Origin of the sequence: Marinobacter manganoxydans MnI7-9 (genome assembly GCF_000235625.1) — a bacterium.
Lineage (GTDB): Bacteria > Pseudomonadota > Gammaproteobacteria > Pseudomonadales > Oleiphilaceae > Marinobacter > Marinobacter manganoxydans.
Window position 1 is genome coordinate 16,093 of the sequence record NZ_AGTR01000034.1, and the last position, 19,175, is coordinate 35,267.

At 57.4% G+C, this 19,175-nt stretch carries 17 protein-coding genes; 16 read left to right on the forward strand and 1 reads right to left on the reverse strand.

Annotated features, from left to right (window positions below):
- Positions 1-1,095 (forward strand): efflux RND transporter periplasmic adaptor subunit, encoded by a 1,095-nt coding sequence (locus KYE_RS08995; protein ID WP_008172559.1) that lies wholly within the window; start codon positions 1-3, stop codon positions 1,093-1,095.
- Positions 1,096-1,098: 3 nt separating this feature from the next.
- Entirely contained in the window at positions 1,099-4,245 is a 3,147-nt protein-coding gene (locus KYE_RS09000; protein ID WP_008172561.1) for an efflux RND transporter permease subunit, read from the forward strand.
- A 12-nt stretch (positions 4,246-4,257) separates the two neighbouring features.
- Here the strand turns inward: KYE_RS09000 and KYE_RS09005 are convergent, their stop codons facing one another.
- Positions 4,258-5,523, reverse strand: a complete 1,266-nt coding sequence (locus tag KYE_RS09005; RefSeq protein WP_008172563.1) for an EAL domain-containing protein — start codon at positions 5,521-5,523, stop codon at positions 4,258-4,260.
- Positions 5,524-5,751: 228 nt separating this feature from the next.
- On the opposite strand from KYE_RS09005, the gene KYE_RS09010 reads away from it, so the two are divergent.
- The 14 genes from KYE_RS09010 (at position 5,752) to KYE_RS09075 (ending at position 19,131) form a co-directional block, all read left to right on the forward strand.
- Complete coding sequence (locus KYE_RS09010; RefSeq protein WP_008172565.1) at positions 5,752-7,050, forward strand: MFS transporter; 1,299 nt, start codon at positions 5,752-5,754, stop codon at positions 7,048-7,050.
- Positions 7,051-7,389: 339 nt separating this feature from the next.
- On the forward strand, positions 7,390-9,276 hold the full coding sequence (mnmG, locus tag KYE_RS09015; RefSeq protein WP_008172567.1) for a tRNA uridine-5-carboxymethylaminomethyl(34) synthesis enzyme MnmG: 1,887 nt from the start codon (positions 7,390-7,392) through the stop codon (positions 9,274-9,276).
- 9 nt (positions 9,277-9,285) lie between these two features.
- Positions 9,286-9,930, forward strand: a complete 645-nt coding sequence (gene rsmG / locus KYE_RS09020; RefSeq protein WP_008172570.1) for a 16S rRNA (guanine(527)-N(7))-methyltransferase RsmG — start codon at positions 9,286-9,288, stop codon at positions 9,928-9,930.
- Between the two features lie 50 nt (positions 9,931-9,980).
- Positions 9,981-10,775 carry a ParA family protein gene (locus tag KYE_RS09025; protein ID WP_008172572.1) on the forward strand — a complete coding sequence of 265 codons (795 nt, stop codon included), beginning with the start codon at positions 9,981-9,983 and terminating at the stop codon, positions 10,773-10,775.
- A gap of 60 nt (positions 10,776-10,835) precedes the next feature.
- The gene (locus tag KYE_RS09030; RefSeq protein WP_039881967.1) at positions 10,836-11,711 is read left to right on the forward strand and encodes a ParB/RepB/Spo0J family partition protein; all 876 of its coding nucleotides are present in this window, start codon (positions 10,836-10,838) and stop codon (positions 11,709-11,711) included.
- 272 nt (positions 11,712-11,983) lie between these two features.
- A complete protein-coding gene (locus tag KYE_RS09035; RefSeq protein WP_008172578.1) occupies positions 11,984-12,382 on the forward strand; it encodes a F0F1 ATP synthase subunit I in 399 nt (132 codons plus the stop codon).
- A gap of 19 nt (positions 12,383-12,401) precedes the next feature.
- Complete coding sequence (gene atpB / locus KYE_RS09040) at positions 12,402-13,274, forward strand: F0F1 ATP synthase subunit A (RefSeq protein ID WP_008172580.1); 873 nt, start codon at positions 12,402-12,404, stop codon at positions 13,272-13,274.
- A 75-nt stretch (positions 13,275-13,349) separates the two neighbouring features.
- Complete coding sequence (atpE, locus tag KYE_RS09045) at positions 13,350-13,607, forward strand: F0F1 ATP synthase subunit C (RefSeq protein WP_012138088.1); 258 nt, start codon at positions 13,350-13,352, stop codon at positions 13,605-13,607.
- 69 nt (positions 13,608-13,676) lie between these two features.
- Positions 13,677-14,147: a F0F1 ATP synthase subunit B gene (locus tag KYE_RS09050; RefSeq protein ID WP_008172587.1), complete on the forward strand. Its 471-nt coding sequence runs from the start codon at positions 13,677-13,679 to the stop codon at positions 14,145-14,147.
- Between the two features lie 15 nt (positions 14,148-14,162).
- A complete protein-coding gene (locus KYE_RS09055) occupies positions 14,163-14,699 on the forward strand; it encodes a F0F1 ATP synthase subunit delta (protein WP_008172588.1) in 537 nt (178 codons plus the stop codon).
- Positions 14,700-14,727: 28 nt separating this feature from the next.
- The gene (gene atpA, locus KYE_RS09060) at positions 14,728-16,272 is read left to right on the forward strand and encodes a F0F1 ATP synthase subunit alpha (RefSeq protein ID WP_008172590.1); all 1,545 of its coding nucleotides are present in this window, start codon (positions 14,728-14,730) and stop codon (positions 16,270-16,272) included.
- Positions 16,273-16,347: 75 nt separating this feature from the next.
- The gene (gene atpG / locus KYE_RS09065; protein ID WP_008172593.1) at positions 16,348-17,211 is read left to right on the forward strand and encodes a F0F1 ATP synthase subunit gamma; all 864 of its coding nucleotides are present in this window, start codon (positions 16,348-16,350) and stop codon (positions 17,209-17,211) included.
- 55 nt (positions 17,212-17,266) lie between these two features.
- On the forward strand, positions 17,267-18,661 hold the full coding sequence (gene atpD, locus KYE_RS09070; RefSeq protein WP_008172594.1) for a F0F1 ATP synthase subunit beta: 1,395 nt from the start codon (positions 17,267-17,269) through the stop codon (positions 18,659-18,661).
- A gap of 47 nt (positions 18,662-18,708) precedes the next feature.
- Positions 18,709-19,131: a F0F1 ATP synthase subunit epsilon gene (locus KYE_RS09075; protein WP_008172596.1), complete on the forward strand. Its 423-nt coding sequence runs from the start codon at positions 18,709-18,711 to the stop codon at positions 19,129-19,131.
- The last annotated feature ends 44 nt before the right edge of the window (positions 19,132-19,175 follow it).

The following is a 19,175-nucleotide window of genomic DNA, read 5'->3' on the forward strand; positions in this document are numbered from 1 at the left end:
ATGTGGAAACAGTGGTTGATTGCGTTGGTACTGGTGGCTGTCGCTATCGGCGGCGCCTTTGTGTATCAGAACTTCGATGATGGGACCGCCGCCCAGAGCGGCCGAGAACGCCCCGCCAGCGCCGTTAACACCATGCTTCCGCAGATGGAGGCAGTACGGGATGTGGTCAACGCCGTTGGCAGTCTCAAAGCCCTGAACGCGGTGGAACTGACCACGGAAGTCAGTGGCCGGGTGGTGGAATTGAATCTGGAAACCGGCCGCCGGGTGGGGCAGGGCGACGTCCTGTTGCGGCTTGATGATCGCCAGGCCCGGGCAGACCTGCAGGTGATCGAGGCGCAACTGGCGGATGCCCGCCGACAGCTTGAAAGGGCACAGCGGTTGCGTTCGAACAACAGCATTTCCCAGTCCCAGGTGGATCAACTGAGAACGTCAGTCGATGTCGCCGAGGCTCAGCGCCAGTCAGCTCAAGTTCGTCTGGAAAACCACCGGATCGAGGCGCCGTTCGCCGGTGTGGTCGGGCTGAGTGACATCAGCGTCGGCGCCTATATTACTGCCGGGACCTCGGTGACTACTCTGGATACCACCGACCGTATGGAACTGGGCTTTTCGATCCCGGAGCGTTTCCTGGGGCAGGTGAGTCTCGGGCAAGAGGTAAGGGGCGCATCGCCGGCCTATCCGGACCAGACCTTTTCCGGTCAGCTGGTGGAGTTGGGTTCCAGGGTCAGTGAGTTGAGCCGTTCGCTGCCTGTCCGGGCACTGATCGATAACCCGGATGGTTTGCTCCGGCCGGGACAGTTCATGTCTGCGACGCTTACACTCCGGCAACGGCAGGCGCTGGTAATCCCCGAGCAGGCGGTGATGATCCGGGGTGATGAACAATATGTGTTTGTGGCTGAAGACGGTGTGGCCCGGCGTGTTTCGGTGAGCCTGGGCTCGCGCATGCCCGGTTTTGTGGAAGTTTCGAACGGTTTGAGCCAGGAAGACCCGGTGATCGTGACCGGTCAGGACCGGCTCAGCAGTGGGGACCGGGTTCGGGTATTGGAAGACGACAAAGCCATTCCCGAGAATCGTTTTATTACGGCCAGGGAGTCGTAACCGGTGGTCCTCTCTGACGTCTCCATCAAGCGGCCGGTGTTCGCTACGGTCCTCAGTCTTCTGATCGTTGTGTTCGGTCTGGCAGCCCTGATGGGCCTGCCGGTGCGCGAGTACCCGGATATTGACCCACCCGTTGTTTCCATCTCCACCGACTACACCGGCGCGGCGGCCGAGGTGGTGGATACCCAGATTACCCAGGTGATCGAGGGTGCCATCAGTGGCATTGAGGGTATTCGGTCGATCGAATCATCCACCGAGCAGGGCGAGTCCCGAACCAGTATTGAATTTACCACGGCGCGCGATGTGGATATTGCCGCCAATGATGTCCGCGATGCGGTGTCCCGGGTGGCGAACCAGCTGCCAGACGAAGCCGATCCACCGGTGGTGCGCAAGGCGGATTCCGATGCACGCCCGATGATGTGGGTGACCCTGCGCAGTGATGTCTGGGACAGTGCCGAGCTCAGTGACTTTGCCGACCGGGTACTGGCGGATCGGCTGTCGGTGCTCGACGGTGTTGCCGATGTGCGTATCGGTGGCGAACGGCGGTATGCCATCCGGGGGTGGCTGGACCGCGAACGGCTTGCCGCCCGGGATATCACCGTGGCGGAAGTGGAACGGGCCCTGCGCGCCAACAACGTGGAGCTGCCGGCCGGATCGGTGGACTCGTCCACGCGCAACTTCACGGTTCGTGCCGAAGGCCGGCTGTCGAATGTGGAAGAGTTCCGCGAGCTGGTGATTCGCCGGGATGGCAATGATCTGTTGCGGCTCGGGGAAGTGGCCAATGTCCAGATGGGCGTGGAGTCGGATGTCAGCCGCCTGCGCGCCAACGGCCAGACCGCGATAGGTATGGGCATCATCCGTCAGTCCAAGGCCAATACCGTGGCGGTTTCCGATGCGGTTCGCGCCGAGCTGGAGAAAATCCGCGAGACCCTGCCGCCGGAAGTGACAATCGCGGAAAGCTACGACGAATCCATTTTTATCCGGGCTTCGATCAAGGAAGTGGTCACCACGCTCGCTATCGCGGTGTCCCTGGTTATCCTGGTGATTTTCCTGTTCCTGCGTTCCTGGCGCGCCACCCTGATCCCGGCGGTCACCATTCCGGTGGCGGTGATTGGTGCGTTTATCGGCCTGGGCTTTCTCGGTTTTTCCATCAACGTACTGACCCTGCTGGCGGTGATTCTGGCTATCGGCCTGGTGGTGGACGACGCCATCGTGATGCTGGAAAACATCCAGCGCCGGATCGACGAGGGTGAGCCGCCTTTGCTTGCCGCCTACCGGGGCGCGAAGCAGGTCGCCTTTGCGGTTATTGCCACCACCCTGACCCTGGTGGCGGTGTTTGTGCCCATCTCGTTCATGGGCGGCAATATCGGTCGTTTGTTCGCGGAATTCGGGTTCACCCTGGCTGCAGCGGTAGTGTTTTCCAGTCTTGTTGCCCTGACACTGGCACCGATGCTGTGCTCCAAGTGGCTCAGGCACAGCCCGGAATCGGCAGAGGGTCATCGTTTCTGGGCCGCCAGTGAAAAGGTCCTGAATGGCCTGACCAATGGTTACCGCAGGCTGTTGGAGTTTTCCCTGAGGCAGCCGGGCTTGTTACTGGGCCTTGGACTTGTCGGGCTGGTCATTGCCGCCGTGGTGTATCCGAAATTGCCTCAGGAGCTGGCGCCTACCGAAGACCGTGCCGTGATTATCATGCCCACCAGCGCGCCCCGTGGCTCAACGGTGGAATACACCGACCACTACGTTCGGCAGGTGGAAGAAACACTGCTCCCGTATCTGGACGAGGGGATAGCCAACCGTTTGCTTGCTATCGTCGGATTCCGCAATGAAGAGGACAACGCGTTCATGATCATGGGCCTGGTACCCTGGGAAGAGCGGGATATCAAGCAGCAGGAGGTGACCAGCGAAATCCGCAGGAAGTTGGCTGATGTGTCCGGCATCCGGACCGTGGCCGTCAATCCGGCGGGTCTGGGCCAAAGGGGTTTCAGCCAGGCGATCGAGTTCGTGGTGGCTGGTCCGGACTATGAGTCGGTTCAGGCCTGGAGCCAGGAGATCGTGGAGCGCGCCAAGGAAAACCCGAATCTCCAGAACCTGGATACTGATTTCGAGCTGACCCGGCCGGAACTTCGGGTGAACATCGACCGGGAACGGGCCGCGGATCTGGATATCACGGTAGAAGACGTGGGCCTCACCTTGCAGACCATGCTGGCTTCCCGGCAGGTAACGACTTACATCGATCGAGGCCGCGAATACGATGTAATCATTCAGGCGGAAGATGCCAACCGGGCAACGCCCGAAGACCTCGGCCAGATTTTCCTGCGGCCCCGGGAAGGCGGTAACCTGATCCCATTGCAGGCACTGGTTTCCGTGCAGGAGATCGGCGCCAACCCGGACCTCCGCCGCATCGACCGCCTGCCCGCTGTGGTGATCAGTGCGTCTATGGCGGATGGTTACGACCTGGGTTCGGCATTGACCTACCTGAACAATCTGGCTGTGGATAACTTGCCGCCGGAAGCCCGCATTAGTTACAAAGGCCTGAGCCGGGAATTCCAGGAATCCTCGGCGGCAATCTACGTTACCTTTGCGCTGGCTTTCGTCATCGTGTTCCTGGTGTTGGCAGCGCAGTTTGAAAGCTGGATCCATCCGCTGATCATCATGTTGTCGGTGCCGCTGGCGGTAACCGGGGCTCTCCTGGCGCTCTGGTGGACGGGTATCAGTCTGAACATCTACAGCCAGATCGGCATCATCATGTTGCTGGGGTTGATGGCGAAGAACGGGATACTGATCGTGGAGTTCGCCAATCAGCTCCGGGACAAGGGTTACGAGGTGCGGGAAGCGATTCTCGAAGGCGCCTGTCTGCGTTTCCGTCCGGTACTGATGACCACCATATCGACGATTTTCGGTGCCGTGCCCCTGGTGATTGCCACTGGCGCCGGAGCCGAGAGCCGGGAGTCGATTGGTATGGTCATTCTGGGCGGGCTGGTCTTCGCCACTACGCTGACCCTGTTCATCATTCCGGTGCTCTACAACCTGTTGGCCCGGTTTGCCAAGTCTTCCAATGCGGTGGAAAAAGAACTGGAACGTCAGGCGTCCGGACAGGCGGGTGGCACTGGATTGGCCGCCGCGCCACAGAAACGCGCCGACGATTTCTGACTGACCGGGTGATTACAGGGTGGCCGGGAACTCCAGCTGGCCGCCAAACATCTCATCCGGGTGTATGTCGACGCAGAAGACCTGTTGCCCCGGCAGCATTGTTGAGAGGGTGACGGTACGTTTTGCATCCGGCAGACCGACGTAGGGCCGACAGCTGCTGATGTGCTGGGGCCGTTCCAGGGCATTCCGGAAGTACTCCCGGTGGGTCCATTGAGCGCCGGCGGAATGATACAGCGGATTGAACTTTCCGCGATGAATGTCCGGATTGGCGCGGGCAAGGTTGCCTTGCTGGATGCCCTGTGGATTGAGCAGGAAGCAGCGTTTCACGCCATCCACTTCCAACAGCTTGTTGCAGGCGGTGCTGAACGGCAACTCCCGGCTCAGGGAATGGCAGGCTTCGAGAATTTCGAAACGCAGAAGGCGGAAATAACTCTCCTGATCCCGTATGTCCTGGGCTGATGACTCGCTGGAATCGGCAATGATGCGTTTTAGCGCCTGTTCGGTCAGCTCCGGCTCGTGTTGTTTCAGGTTGGACGGCCTTGCGAACAGGAAGCCCTGCAGAAGATCGGCCTCCGTTTGCAGGGCAATGTGAGCCTGGGTGTGGTTCTCGATCCCTTCCAAAAGCACGAGGCTGCCGCTTTCGCGGATCATCTTTACCAGACTCTCCAGCAGCATTCGGGCGCGACTGTTGTTCTCGGCGTTTACCAATAGGCTCCGGTCGAGTTTCACAATGAGCGGATTGATGCGCCACAGGCGCTCAAAATTGGAATCGCCCATACCGAAATCGTCGATAGCGATCTGAAAGCCGTGTGCTTTGGCCTTGAGGATGAATTCCAGAAGTGCGGCCGGGTTGTCGGATGCGGTTTCGACCAGTTCCAGAACCACTTTCTCGGGATCGATTCCGCTACGCTTGCATTGCAGAGCAAGCTTCTCGAGGGAAGCTTCCGGATGGATGCAGGTGCCGGGATTGATATTCAGGAACAGCCAGACGGCCTGGGAGCTGGCCGCAAAGTTGTCCAGGTGAAGCTGCAACAGGTGCCGATCCAGCTCCGGTGTCTGGTTGTTTTTTTCGGCCTGTTCGAAAAGCGTAAACGGAGAGATGCTTTCATTGTTCTTTCTGACCCGGACCAATGCCTCGTAGCCAACCAGTTTTCGATGGGTTGGGCTCAGGATCGGCTGGTAAACAGAACTGAAATCATAGTCGTCGATGATATTGGGAGTCCTGGATATTTCGGCTCCGCGATAGATGCGCCTTGGAAGTCGGACTACGCTGCTCATGGTCAGGAACCTTTATAGTGCCAATAATCCAGCCATCCTGGCCTGATAAAATAGTGTCTGAACAAGGAGACCAAGCGAATTGCGTACCAGACGGCCAAAAATCAAGCGTTTAACTATGCTTAACCCCGTCAAATAAATGAACATGATTGCCGCTTTCTACGCTACCGCACCGGATCCCGGCAGATTTTCGGTCGCAATGCCGGCAACGCACCAAAACAGGGTTTCTTGATGCCATCGAAAAGTCAGTTCCGTTTGCTTGGCCAACGCCGGTTCCTGCCGTTTTATCTGACCCAGTTCTCTGGCGCCTTCAACGACAATCTGTTCAAGAACGCGCTGCTGCTGCTGATCACCTACAGTGCCGGCGGTCTGATGGGGTTGTCGGTGAATGTGGTGGTTAACCTGGCCGCTTTCCTCTTCATACTGCCGTTTTTCCTGTTTTCGGGTATTGCCGGCGAGATGGCGGATCGTTACGAAAAATCCCGGATTATCCGGAATGTGAAGCTGGCGGAAATTGTCATCATGGCCGTTGCCGCACTCGGACTGTGGTTCGGCTGGTACGAGTTGTTGCTGGTTCTGCTGTTCCTGATGGGTACCCAGTCCACGTTCTTCGGTCCGGTGAAATACGCGATCCTGCCCCAGGTGTTGGCGGACGATGAGCTGGTGGGCGGCAATGGCCTGGTTGGTATGGGCACGTTTGTGGCGATTCTTCTGGGCACCATTGCGGCGGGGCTTTTGATGGGCTTTGAGATGGCCGCCCGGCTGACGGCGGTTGCCGTTTTTGTCATGGCGGTGTTCGGCTATCTGGCGGCGCGTCAGGTTCCGGTGACCGAATCCGATGGTTCCGGTGTCAATGTCCGTTTTCGCCCGGTGCTCGAAACCTGGAAACTGATGGCTCTGGCGGCAGAGCGCCGGCAGGTGTTGCTGGCGGTGCTGACGATCTCCTGGTTCTGGTTCCTCGGAGCCGCCTATCTGACCCAGTTTCCCAATTTTGCCCGCACCAACCTCCTGGGTGACGAGACCGTGGTGACCCTGTTATTGGCCATGTTCACGATCGGCATTTCTATCGGCTCCATGATGTGCGAGCGACTCACCAAACACCGCATTACCCTGTCACCCGTGCCCTGGGGCGCCCTGGGGCTGAGCCTGTTCGGAATAGACCTGTATTTTGCGGTGCCGGATGATCCCATGGCCTCCACCTGGTGGACCCTGTTGACCGATCCTGTCTATCTGAGGGTTTTGATGGATCTGGTCGGTATCGGGATTTGCGGCGGTCTTTTCATCGTGCCTCTGTACGCCTTTATCCAGCACGAAACGCCACGGACCAAACGTGCCCGTATTATTGCTGCGCTGAATGTCATTAATGCGTTGTTCATGGTGGTGAGTGCCCTGGCCGGAATTGTGGTGCTTGGTGTGTTGGAGGTAAGCATTCCGGGGTTTTTCCTCCTGCTCTCGCTCCTGAACGGGTTGGTGTTGCTGGTGGTCTGGCGGCTTCGACGAAAAACAGCCGGCAGTTCTGTGGATAATTAGTTGGACAACCTACGGAAAGCCTCTGGATTACTTTCTGTAAAATTATATAAAACAATAATTTAGGTGTTTTTTTAGGGTGGTTAATAAGTAGTCTTTCATGTGGATAACTTTCTTGAAAACTTTTCTGAGAAGAGTGATCCAAACCCATGAAAAGCCGTAGGTTTCGGTTTTCCACTATCCATTTAACGCTCGGAAAAGTCCCCTTTGAGCCCTGACCAGGCCACTGCCGCTTTCAACGTGGTTCGTCTCTGGTTAAAATTTGCACATCCTGACTGCAATTTCCCGGGTGAAGCGTTATACTCGCCGCCCGATTTTATCCCCCGATTTCCGAGGTGAGCTGTGGATTTTCCGACCCGTTTCGATGTCATTGTCATTGGTGGTGGCCATGCCGGTACCGAGGCCGCGCTGGCGGCTGCGCGCATGGGTTCCCAGACCCTGCTGCTGACCCACAACATTGAGACCCTGGGCCAGATGTCCTGCAACCCGGCCATCGGCGGTATTGGTAAAAGCCATCTGGTGAAAGAAATCGATGCGCTTGGTGGTGCCATGGCCGAGGCCACGGACAAGGCTGGCATCCAGTTCCGGGTCCTTAACAGTCGCAAGGGACCGGCCGTGCGCGCCACCCGTGCCCAGGCTGACCGTGTGCTTTACAAAGCCGCCATCCGCCATACCCTGGAAAGCCAGCCGAACCTGACACTGTTCCAGCAGGCGGCGGACGATCTGATTGTGGAAAACGACCAGGTGACCGGTGTCGTGACCCAGACCGGTATTCGCTTCAACGCCAGGACCGTGGTGCTTACCACCGGTACTTTCCTGGGCGGCGTTATTCACATTGGTATGCAGCACCATGCCGGCGGCCGTGCCGGTGATGCGCCGGCCAATGCCCTGGCACAGCGCTTGCGGGAACTGCCGTTCAACGTTGGTCGCCTGAAAACCGGCACGCCGCCTCGCATCGACGCCAGGTCTGTGGATTTCTCGGTAATGCAGGAGCAGTGGGGGGACGACCCCACCCCGGTGATGTCCTTTATCGGCAGCCGTAGCCAGCACCCGGAACAGGTGTGCTGCTACGTGACCCGGACTACCGAACAGACCCACGATATTATCCGCAGCGGTTTCGACCGTTCGCCGATGTTTGCCGGCAGCATCGAAGGTGTGGGCCCCCGCTACTGCCCGTCGATTGAGGATAAGGTAAACCGCTTTGCTGACAAGGATTCGCACCAGATCTTTGTAGAACCGGAAGGCCTGACCACCAACGAGCTCTACCCGAACGGGATTTCCACCAGCCTGCCGTTTGATATCCAGTTGGCGGCGGTGCGTTCGATTCCCGGTTTTGAAAATGCCCATATCACCCGGCCGGGTTACGCCATCGAATACGACTACCTGAATCCGCAGGACCTGCGCCATACCCTGGAAACCAAGTTTATCCAGGGCCTGTATTTTGCCGGCCAGATCAACGGCACCACCGGCTATGAAGAAGCGGGCGCCCAGGGCCTGCTGGCCGGGATCAACGCTGCCCTGCGGTCGCAGGAAAAAGACGAGTGGTACCCGCGTCGGGACGAGGCTTACCTGGGTGTGCTGGTGGATGACCTGATCACCATGGGCACGTCCGAGCCCTATCGCATGTTTACCAGCCGCGCCGAGTATCGCCTGATCCTGCGCGAGGACAACGCCGATCTGCGTCTGACTGAAACCGGTCGCAAGCTCGGCCTGGTTAATGATGAGCGCTGGCAGAAGTTCAATGACAAGCGCGAGGCGATCGCCACCGAGCGTAGCCGCCTCGAGGCCACCCGGATTCACCCGAATACCGAGGCCGGTGAGCGCGCCAACGGCTTTCTCAAGCAGCCGATGACCCGTGATCAGTCCCTGGCAGAGCTGCTGCGCCGGCCCGAGATTGTCTACAGCCACATTGCCGAGATCGGTGCCGAGAAAGCCGAAGATCCGGTGGTCGCGGATCAGGTGGAAATCGAGATCAAGTACGAGGGTTATATTTCCCGTCAGACGGACGAGATCGAGCGGCTCCGGAAAAACGAGAACACCGCCCTGCCGGTGGATCTGGATTATGACGTCATCGGCGGCCTGTCCAACGAGATCAAGCAGAAGCTCAAGACCGTGCGACCGGAAACCGTGGCTCAGGCCTCACGTATCCAGGGTGTGACCCCGGCGGCGGTGAGCCAGATCCTGGTGCACCTGAAAAAGCGCGACCTGCTGCGCAAACAGTCGGCCTGATCCGCGCCCATGACCAAGTCACTCTGGCACGGCCAACTCCGGGATGGACTGGCCACGATGGGCCTGTCCCTGGATGAGGATCGGCAGGAAAAGCTGCTGGCTTTTCTGGGCCTGCTTAACAAGTGGAACCGGGCTTACAACCTCACGGCTGTGCGTGATGAGCGTGTGATGGTGTCCCGGCAACTGCTCGACAGCCTGAGCATTCTGCCGTGGGTAACGACGGACCATCTTCTGGATGTGGGCGCCGGCGGCGGCCTGCCCGGTATTCCCCTGGCGATTGCCCTGCCCGAAAAACGCTTTACCCTGCTCGACAGCAACGGCAAGAAGACCCGCTTTCTCAACCAGTGTGTGCTGGAGCTCGGCCTGAAAAATGTCGAGGTTGTCCACGGGCGCGCGGAAGATTGCAATCCTCCGGAACCCTTCAGCCAGATCAGCAGCCGAGCATTTACCGCGCTCGAGAATCTGGTGAGCTGGTGCGGTGATCTGTTGGCAAATGAGGGTGAGTTCCTTGCCATGAAAGGTCAGTTTCCGGATGATGAAGTGTCTGCCCTTCCGGCTGGCTGGCAGGTAACATCCAGCCATTCCCTGGACGTACCGGGCGCCGATGGCGACCGCCATCTGCTGGTGATCGCCCGGACCGTGAATTCCCGGTAGTTTGGCAGTCCGATTTCTGAACCGGTAACCCATAAACAAGGAGGCAGGACATGGCGCGCGTGATTGCAGTGACCAATCAGAAAGGCGGTGTGGGCAAAACCACCACCTGCGTCAACCTTGCTGCCTCCCTGGCCGCCACCAAGCGTCGGGTGCTGCTGGTGGATATGGATCCCCAGGGCAACGCCACCATGGGCAGCGGTGTGGATAAAAACGCTCTGGAACTGTCTGGCTACGACATGCTGACCAAGCGCGCCAGCGCCGCCGAGGTGATCATTCCCGCCGAGGCTTCCGGCTTCGATATCCTTCCGGCCAACGGTGACCTGACGGCGGCCGAAGTGGAACTGATGAACGAGATTGGTCGCGAACACCGCCTGAGACTGGCGTTGAACACCGTTCGTGATAATTACGATTACATCCTCATCGATTGCCCGCCATCGCTCAGCCTGTTGACGGTGAATGCCCTGTCGGCGGCAGACTCTGTGCTGATTCCAATGCAGTGCGAGTACTACGCCCTTGAGGGGTTAGCGGCGCTGATGAACACCGTTGAGCAGATTCAGGAAACGGTCAATCCGAATCTGCAGGTGGAAGGCATTCTGCGCACCATGTACGACCCTCGCAACAGCCTTACCCTGGACGTTTCCGGCCAGCTGAGCGAGTACTTTGGCGACAAGGTGTATCGTGCAGTGATTCCCCGCAATGTCCGTCTGGCCGAGGCCCCCAGCTATGGGGTTCCGGCCCTGAAATACGACCGCGCCTCCAAGGGTGCGATCGCCTACCTGGCCCTGGCCGGCGAAATGGTACGCCGCCACGGTTCAAAAAAGACATCCGCGCCGGTTGCGGTGTAACATACCGTCCTGTCACTCACTTAAGCACAACGATATTCAACGGGAAGAATGACTGACACCATGGCGGCGAAGAAACGAGGTTTGGGTGAACGCGGACTGGGCGCCCTGCTGGCGGGCTCCAAGGTCAATCTTGACCAGGAGCTGAAAGACCACGACGGTGAGCTCCGCGAAGTTCCCATTGATCTGATCCAGCGCGGCCGGTACCAGCCCCGGCGCGACATGGACCCCGCCGCCCTGCAGGAACTGGCGGATTCCATCCGCCAACAAGGCGTGATGCAGCCGGTGGTGGTTCGTCCCATCGCTGAAGGACGTTACGAGCTGATCGCCGGTGAGCGCCGCTGGCGGGCCACCCAGATGGCCGGCCTGGACAGCATCCCTGCCATCATCCGGGATGTCCCCGATGAAGCCGCCATCGCCATGGCGCTGATCGAGAACATCCAGCGTGAGAACCTCAATCCTATTGAGGAAGCTTTCGCTCTTCAGCGCCTGCAGGACGAGTTTGGCCTGACCCAGGCCCAGGTGGCCGAAGCCGTGGGCAAATCCCGTACGACTATTACCAACCTGCTTCGACTGATCGGTTTGTCCGAAGACGTTCGTATTATGCTCGAGCATGGCGATCTGGAAATGGGCCACGGCCGGGCAATGCTGACCCTGGCGCCAGAACTGCAGATGCAGGTGGCCAAACAGGTGGTGGCCAAATCCCTGTCGGTTCGCCAAACTGAAGCCCTGGTTCGGCGGGTGCAACAGGAAACACCGGACAGCAAATCCCGGAAAAAGGGAGTGGTGGACCCCAACATTCGCGCGCTTCAGGATGATCTGGCGGAGCGATTGGGTGCACGAGTGTCGATCGATCATGGCCAGCGTGGCAAAGGCAAGCTGGTGATCGAGTACAGTTCCCTTGACGAACTCGACGGCATACTGGGCCACATCAAATAAAATCGTCGGGGTTTTGTGCGTCGTCCGACCCCCCTACGAAAGTTCGTATCTGGTTACGTACACAACATGTAGTGGTGAAAAACTGAACGGCCGTCTATTTGTGACGAAAATTGCCAAAACCCAGTTATTACGCCGCTTTTGACGGATCAGCCGGTTCCCGGTTTTGTTGATTCGTGCACATTGAACACATATAATCTGCGGCGCTCGTGTCGGTGTATTTGCTTACTTTTTAAACGACATCGGCCGAAAAGCACCGTACTTCCGGAACGAACATGACGAAGGCAGCTTCAGGCGGCATTGGCCGTCCACCCATCGCACGATGGTTTGTTATAGAGAGTGTGGTACTTGTCTTCGTCAGCCTGGCGTTTCTCTTGCGAGGCGAGGTTTCCGGTTATTCAGCGCTGCTGGGTGGACTTATCTTTCTGATCCCCCATGGTTATTTTGCGCTCAAGGCATTCCGCTACGCCGGCGCGCGGTCTGCCAAGAAGATCATGACGTCTTTTTATCAGGGTGAGGCCGGCAAGCTCATCCTGTGCGCCATCCTCTTCACGATGGTGTTCAAATGGATTCAGCCGCTTGATATTGCGGCACTTTTTTTAACATTTGCGATCATGCTGGTCACCAACTGGTTGACACCGCTTCTGGCGGGCAGCAATACGCAGCAAAGCTAACTGGACCTGGGAAACCGTTATGGCAGGAAGTGCATCCGAATATATCCAGCATCACCTCCAGAACCTCACCTACGGTAAACTTCCGGCAGGCTATGAGCGTGCCGACGGTACCGTACTTCAAGATGCAACCTGGACGCTGGCTCACACCGGCAGGGAAGCATCCGACATGGGCTTCTGGGCTCTGCACATCGATTCACTGGGCTGGGCAGTCGCCCTCGGTGCCCTGTTCCTGTTTATTTTCCGCTTGGCCGCCAAGCGCGCCACCTCAGACCAGCCCGGCGGGCTCCAGAACTTTGTTGAAGTGATGGTTGAGTTTGTCGATCAGAGCGTCAAGGAAACCTTCCACGGCAAGAACAAGGTGATTGCGCCGCTGTCGCTGACCATCTTCTGCTGGGTATTCCTGATGAACCTGATGGACCTGGTGCCCGTGGACTTCCTGCCCCAGCTGTTCCACCTGATGGGTCTGGAATACATGAAGGTCGTTCCGACTACGGATGTAAACGTAACTCTGGGCATGTCCCTGTCCGTATTCGCTCTGATCATCTATTACAGCCTGAAAGTGAAGGGCGTGGGTGGCTTCGTTGGTGAGCTGACCCTGCACCCCTTCTCTTCAGACAACCTGTTCCTGAAGATTTTGCTTGTCCCGATCAACTTCCTGCTGGAAGGCGTGAGCCTGATCGCCAAGCCGATCTCACTGGCGCTGCGTCTGTTCGGTAACCTGTACGCAGGCGAGCTGATCTTTATCCTGATTGCACTGCTGCCGTTCTGGGCACAGTGGGCACTGTCTGTACCCTGGGCGATTTTCCACATTCTGGTTATCACCCTGCAGGCATTCATCTTTATGATGTTGACGATCGTGTACCTGAGCATGGCTCACGAAGACAGTCACTGATCGGACACCATTAAGCCGTAGTTCTAAACCCTAAACCCTTAAACTGAAAAACCTAACTGAAAACTGGGAGTTATCATGGAAACTGTAGTTGGAATGACCGCTATTGCCGTTGCACTGCTGATTGGCCTGGGTGCCCTGGGTACTGCGATTGGCTTTGGTATCCTCGGTGGCAAGTTCCTGGAAGGCGCTGCGCGTCAGCCGGAAATGACCCCGATGCTGCAGGTTAAAATGTTCATCGTTGCAGGTCTGCTGGACGCCGTAACCATGATCGGTGTTGGTATCGCACTGTTCTTCACTTTCGCCAACCCGTTTGTCGGCCAGATCGCCGGTTAATCGAGTCGCCAGAGCCGGGGTTTTGCCCCGGTCAGATGATTCTTAACAAAACAGGCGAGAGGTGAAGACGTGAACATTAATTTGACGATGATTGGTCAAGCCATCGCGTTCTTTATCTTTGTCGTCTTCTGCATGAAGTACGTGTGGCCGCCAATCATGGCCGCACTGCAGGAGCGTCAAAAGAAGATCGCTGACGGACTGGCTGCCTCAGACCGCGCTGCGCGCGATCTGGAACTGGCTCAGGAAAAGTCAGCTCAGGAACTGCGTGAAGCCAAGCAGCAAGCTGCTGGTCTGATTGAACAGGCCAACAAGCGCGCGGCCCAGATTGTGGAAGCATCCAAGGATGACGCCCGCAAGGAAGGCCAGAAGCTGATTGAGCAGGCCAAGGCCGAAATTGAACAGGAGCGGAATCAGGCTCGTGACGCTTTGCGTGCAGAAATTGCCAGCATTGCCGTTGCCGGTGCCGAGAAGATCCTGGAAACCTCTGTCGATGCCTCCAAGCACAACGAGATGTTGGAAAAACTGGCGGCAGAACTTTAAACGACGAGGTTCATCATGGCAGAACTGAGAACGCTGGCCCGTCCCTACGCAAAGGCAGCATTTAGTGCCGCTCAGGAGCATGAACAGCTGGCTGAGTGGTCCAAGGTGCTGACGATCGCCGGGCAGGTCACCGCGAACAAAGACATTCGACAGCTTCTCGCGAATCCGGGTCTGGAAGAGCAGAAGAAGGCTGAACTGATTCTGGAGGTCGCTGAAGATGGCGTCACCGATCAGGTCCGCAACTTTTTCGCTGTACTGGCTGAAAACCGCCGGCTGACTCTTCTTCCTGAGATTGCAGCGCTCTTCAACACGTACCGGGCTGATCTGGAGCGCACTGTTGATATCGAAGTTACCGCGGCTTTCGAGCTGACGGACGAACAGCAACAGAAGCTCGCCCAGGCACTTTCGAAGAAACTCGAGCGGCAAGTGTCACTCGCAGCGTCATTGGACAAGTCTCTGATTGGCGGCGTGATTATTCGCACCGGCGATCTGGTCATTGACGCATCTGTACGCGGAAAGCTGACCAAGCTGGCCGACGCTCTGGGCTCCTGATTTCAGCACAAGGTTTGAGGATATTGGCATGCAGCAACTGAATCCATCCGAGATCAGTGACATCATCAAGAAGAGAATCGAGAAACTCGACATCTCTTCCGAAGCAAAGAACGAAGGTACGATCCTGTCGGTATCCGACGGTATCGTGCTGATCCACGGTCTGGCCGACGTTATGTACGGCGAGATGATTGAATTTGCCAACGGCACGTTCGGCATGGCTCTGAACCTGGAGCGTGATTCCGTTGGTGCGGTTGTGCTGGGTGACTACGAAGATCTGGCTGAAGGCCAGAAAGTTCGTTGCACCGGCCGCATCCTGGAAGTACCGGTTGGTCCGGAACTGATGGGCCGTGTGGTCGACGCTCTGGGTAACCCCATCGACGGCAAGGGCGACCTCGGTACCGACCTGACCTCTCCGGTCGAAAAGGTTGCACCGGGTGTTATCGCTCGTCAGTCCGTTGATGAGCCGGTTCAGACTGGCCTGAAGGCAATCGACACCATGGTGCCGATCGGTCGCGGCCAGCGTGAGCTGATCATCGGTGACCGTCAGATCGGTAAGACCGCTGTCGCCATCGACGCGATCATTAACCAGAAAGACACCGGCATCAAGTGTATCTACGTTGCCGTCGGTCAGAAGCAGTCTTCCATTGCCGCCGTTGTGCGCAAGCTGGAAGAGCACGGTGCCATGGATCACACCATCGTGGTTGCCGCCGGTGCCGCCGATCCTGCAGCGATGCAGTTCCTGGCTCCGTACTCCGGTACCTCCATGGGTGAATACTTCCGTGACCGTGGTGAAGACGCCCTGATCATCTATGATGATCTGTCCAAGCAGGCTGTGGCTTACCGCCAGATCTCCCTGCTGCTGCGTCGTCCGCCGGGCCGTGAAGCATACCCGGGTGACGTATTCTACCTGCACTCCCGTCTGCTGGAGCGTGCGTCCCGTGTTAACGCTGATTACGTTGAGCAGCTGACCAACGGTGAAGTGAAAGGCCAGACCGGTTCCCTGACCGCTCTGCCGATCATTGAAACCCAGGCTGGTGACGTATCCGCGTTCGTACCGACCAACGTAATCTCCATTACCGACGGTCAGATCTTCCTGGAAACCAACCTGTTCAACTCCGGTATCCGTCCGGCGATGAACGCCGGTATCTCCGTATCCCGGGTAGGTGGTTCGGCCCAGACCAAGATCATGAAGAAGCTCGGCGGTAACATCCGTCTGGCTCTGGCCCAGTATCGTGAACTGGCCGCTTTCGCACAGTTTGCTTCCGACCTCGACGAAGCAACCCGTCAGCAGCTTGAGCACGGTCAGCGTGTAACGGAACTCATGAAGCAGAACCAGTACAGCCCGATGTCTGTGGCTGAAATGGGTACGGTTCTGTTCGCAGCCAACGAAGGCTTCCTGGACGACGTTGATGTCGACAAGGTAGTGAAGTTTGAAGCGCAGATGCTCGACTGGATGCGCTCCGAGCAGAAAGACCTCCTCGACAAGATCAACGAGAAAGGCGATTACAACGACGAAATCGCTGCCGGCCTCAAAGCTGCACTTGAGAAATTCAAGACCACTCAGAGCTGGTAAGAAAACGGGCCTGCGGCAATTGTCGCGGGCCGCTTTTCGTAGCAACGAGTGTCTAACTTGAGAAGGCAGTGAGTTATGGCCGTCGGCAAAGAAATACGTAACCAGATTTCAAGCATCAAGAGCACGCAGAAAATCACCAGCGCCATGGAAATGGTGGCTGCGAGTAAAATGCGTAAGGCTCAGGAACGCATGCAGGCAACTCGCCCGTATGCCGACAAGATGCGTCAGGTGATCGGGCACATTGCCAAGGCGAATGCTCAGTACAAGCACCCGTTTATGGTCGAGCGCGAGGTCAAGCGCGTGGGCTACATTGTGGTGTCAACTGATCGTGGCCTCTGTGGTGGTCTGAACATCAACCTGTTCAAAGCGCTTGTCCGTGAAATGAAAGCGTGGAAAGAAAAAGGAGTGGAAACCGATCTGTGCGCCATCGGGCAGAAAGGGGCTTCCTTTTTCCGGAGCTACGGCGGCAATGTCGTCGCGGCGCTGACCCATCTGGGGGACAGCCCGAGCTCTGAAAAACTCATCGGCAACGTCAAGGTTATGCTGGATGCGTTCTCGGAAGGCAAGATCGACCGTCTTTATGTGGTCAGCAACGAGTTCGTCAACACCATGACCCAAAGCCCGAAGGTGGAGCAGCTTCTGCCCCTGCCTGAGAGCGAAGACGAAGAAGAGATCAAGAACCAGTGGGATTATCTCTACGAGCCCGATGCCAGGCAGATCCTCGATGGCCTTCTGCCACGTTTTATTGAATCCCAGGTGTACCAGGGTGTGGTAGAAAATCTGGCATGTGAACAGGCAGCCCGGATGATCGCCATGAAGAGCGCAACTGATAACGCCGGTAGCATTATCGACGAGCTTCAGCTGGCTTATAACAAGGCGCGTCAGGCAGCCATTACCCAAGAGATATCGGAGATTGTGAGCGGCGCCGCTTCGGTCTGATCCGACCCACAATCCAACTGGTTTTATTGACTATCAAGATAACGAGGAACCGAGCATGAGTAGCGGACAAATCGTTCAGATCATTGGCGCGGTTATCGACGTGGAATTCCCACGTGACTCCGTACCCAAAGTATATGACGCACTGCTGCTTGAAGGTGGCGAAACAACTCTGGAAGTCCAGCAGCAGCTGGGTGACGGCATTGTTCGTACCATCGCCATGGGCAGCACCGAAGGCCTGAAGCGTGGCCTGAAAGCAGAAAACACCGGCAACCCGATTTCGGTACCGGTTGGTACCCAGACTCTGGGCCGTATCATGGACGTTCTGGGTCGTCCCATCGACGAAGCCGGCGAGATCGGCGAAGAAGAGCGTTGGGCGATTCACCGTAAGGCACCGGGCTATGCCGATCAGGCAGCGTCTGCGGACCTGCTGGAAACCGGCATCAAGGTTATCGACCTGATCTGCCCGTTCGCCAAGGGTGGTAAGGTTGGCCTGTTCGGTGGTGCCGGTGTTGGTAAAACCGTAAACATGATGGAGCTGATCAACAACATCGCGAAAGAGCACTCCGGTCTCTCCGTATTCGCAGGTGTTGGTGAGCGGACCCGGGAAGGTAACGACTTCTACTACGAAATGAAGGAGTCCAACGTTCTCGATAAGGTTGCCATGGTTTACGGCCAGATGAATGAGCCCCCTGGAAACCGTCTGCGTGTGGCCCTGACCGGTCTCACCATGGCCGAGAAGTTCCGGGACGAAGGTCGTGACGTACTGTTGTTCGTCGACAACATCTACCGTTACACCCTGGCAGGTACCGAAGTATCCGCACTGCTCGGCCGTATGCCGTCTGCGGTAGGTTACCAGCCGACTCTGGCTGAAGAGATGGGTCAGCTGCAGGAGCGTATTACCTCCACCAAGAACGGTTCCATCACGTCCATCCAGGCGGTATACGTACCGGCGGATGACTTGACTGACCCGTCGCCTGCAACCACCTTCTCGCACCTGGATGCTACCGTTGTACTGAGCCGTGACATCGCTTCCAAGGGTATCTACCCGGCGATCGATCCGCTGGATTCCACCTCTCGTCAGCTGGATCCGCTGATCATCGGTCAGGAGCATTACGAAGTGGCCCGTGGCGTGCAGACCAACCTGCAGCGCTACAAGGAGCTGAAAGACATCATCGCCATCCTGGGTATGGATGAACTGTCAGAAGAAGACAAGCTGACTGTAGCCCGTGCCCGTAAGATCGAGCGTTTTCTGTCCCAGCCGTTCCACGTTGCTGAAGTATTCACCGGTTCCCCCGGTAAGTACGTTTCCCTCAAGGAAACCATCAGCAGCTTTAAGGGCATCCTGAATGGCGACTATGATGAACTGCCCGAGCAGGCGTTCTACATGGTTGGTACCATTGAGGAAGCGGTCGAGAAAGCGAAGGAAATGAAGAGCAAGGCAAAGAGCTAATCTGAGCCGACGCATTTGTTTCCGGATCGATCAAAGAGGCAACTGACATGGGTATGACCGTGCATTGTGATGTGGTAAGTGCCGAAACAAAGATCTATTCCGGATTGGTGGAAATGCTGATCGCAGCGGGCTCTGAAGGTGACCTGGGTATTGCCCCGGGTCACACCCCACTGCTGACCCAGCTGAAGCCGGGCCCTATTCGGATTATCAAGCAGGGCGGTGAGGAAGAAATTCTTTACGTGTCCGGCGGGTATCTGGAAGTCCAGCCCAATCTGGTGACTTTGTTGGCGGATACCGCTGTTCGTGCAAAGGATGTGGACGAAGCAGCCGCGCTCGAAGCTCAGAAAGAAGCCGAGAAAGCACTTGCCAACAAGACTGGTGAATTCGAGTACTCCCGTGCCGCTGCAGAGCTGGCCGAGGCTGTTGCCCAGCTTCGTACCATCCAGCAGCTGCGTAACAAAATGCGCTAAGCATTTCCGTTTCGGGTTTGCCGAACACCGAAGCCGCATCCTGA

Bases quoted from the DNA above. Each gene is read 5' to 3' on its own strand.
- KYE_RS08995 (WP_008172559.1), top strand. From the start codon at position 1: ATGTGGAAACAGTGGTTGATTGCGTTGGTACTGGTGGCTGTCGCTATC.
- KYE_RS09005 (WP_008172563.1), bottom strand. From the start codon at position 5,523: ATGAGCAGCGTAGTCCGACTTCCAAGGCGCATCTATCGCGGAGCCGAA.
- KYE_RS09010 (WP_008172565.1), top strand. From the start codon at position 5,752: ATGCCATCGAAAAGTCAGTTCCGTTTGCTTGGCCAACGCCGGTTCCTG.
- rsmG (WP_008172570.1), top strand. From the start codon at position 9,286: ATGACCAAGTCACTCTGGCACGGCCAACTCCGGGATGGACTGGCCACG.
- KYE_RS09025 (WP_008172572.1), top strand. From the start codon at position 9,981: ATGGCGCGCGTGATTGCAGTGACCAATCAGAAAGGCGGTGTGGGCAAA.
- KYE_RS09030 (WP_039881967.1), top strand. From the start codon at position 10,836: ATGGCGGCGAAGAAACGAGGTTTGGGTGAACGCGGACTGGGCGCCCTG.
- KYE_RS09035 (WP_008172578.1), top strand. From the start codon at position 11,984: ATGACGAAGGCAGCTTCAGGCGGCATTGGCCGTCCACCCATCGCACGA.
- atpB (WP_008172580.1), top strand. From the start codon at position 12,402: ATGGCAGGAAGTGCATCCGAATATATCCAGCATCACCTCCAGAACCTC.
- atpE (WP_012138088.1), top strand. From the start codon at position 13,350: ATGGAAACTGTAGTTGGAATGACCGCTATTGCCGTTGCACTGCTGATT.
- KYE_RS09055 (WP_008172588.1), top strand. From the start codon at position 14,163: ATGGCAGAACTGAGAACGCTGGCCCGTCCCTACGCAAAGGCAGCATTT.
- atpA (WP_008172590.1), top strand. From the start codon at position 14,728: ATGCAGCAACTGAATCCATCCGAGATCAGTGACATCATCAAGAAGAGA.
- atpG (WP_008172593.1), top strand. From the start codon at position 16,348: ATGGCCGTCGGCAAAGAAATACGTAACCAGATTTCAAGCATCAAGAGC.
- atpD (WP_008172594.1), top strand. From the start codon at position 17,267: ATGAGTAGCGGACAAATCGTTCAGATCATTGGCGCGGTTATCGACGTG.
- KYE_RS09075 (WP_008172596.1), top strand. From the start codon at position 18,709: ATGGGTATGACCGTGCATTGTGATGTGGTAAGTGCCGAAACAAAGATC.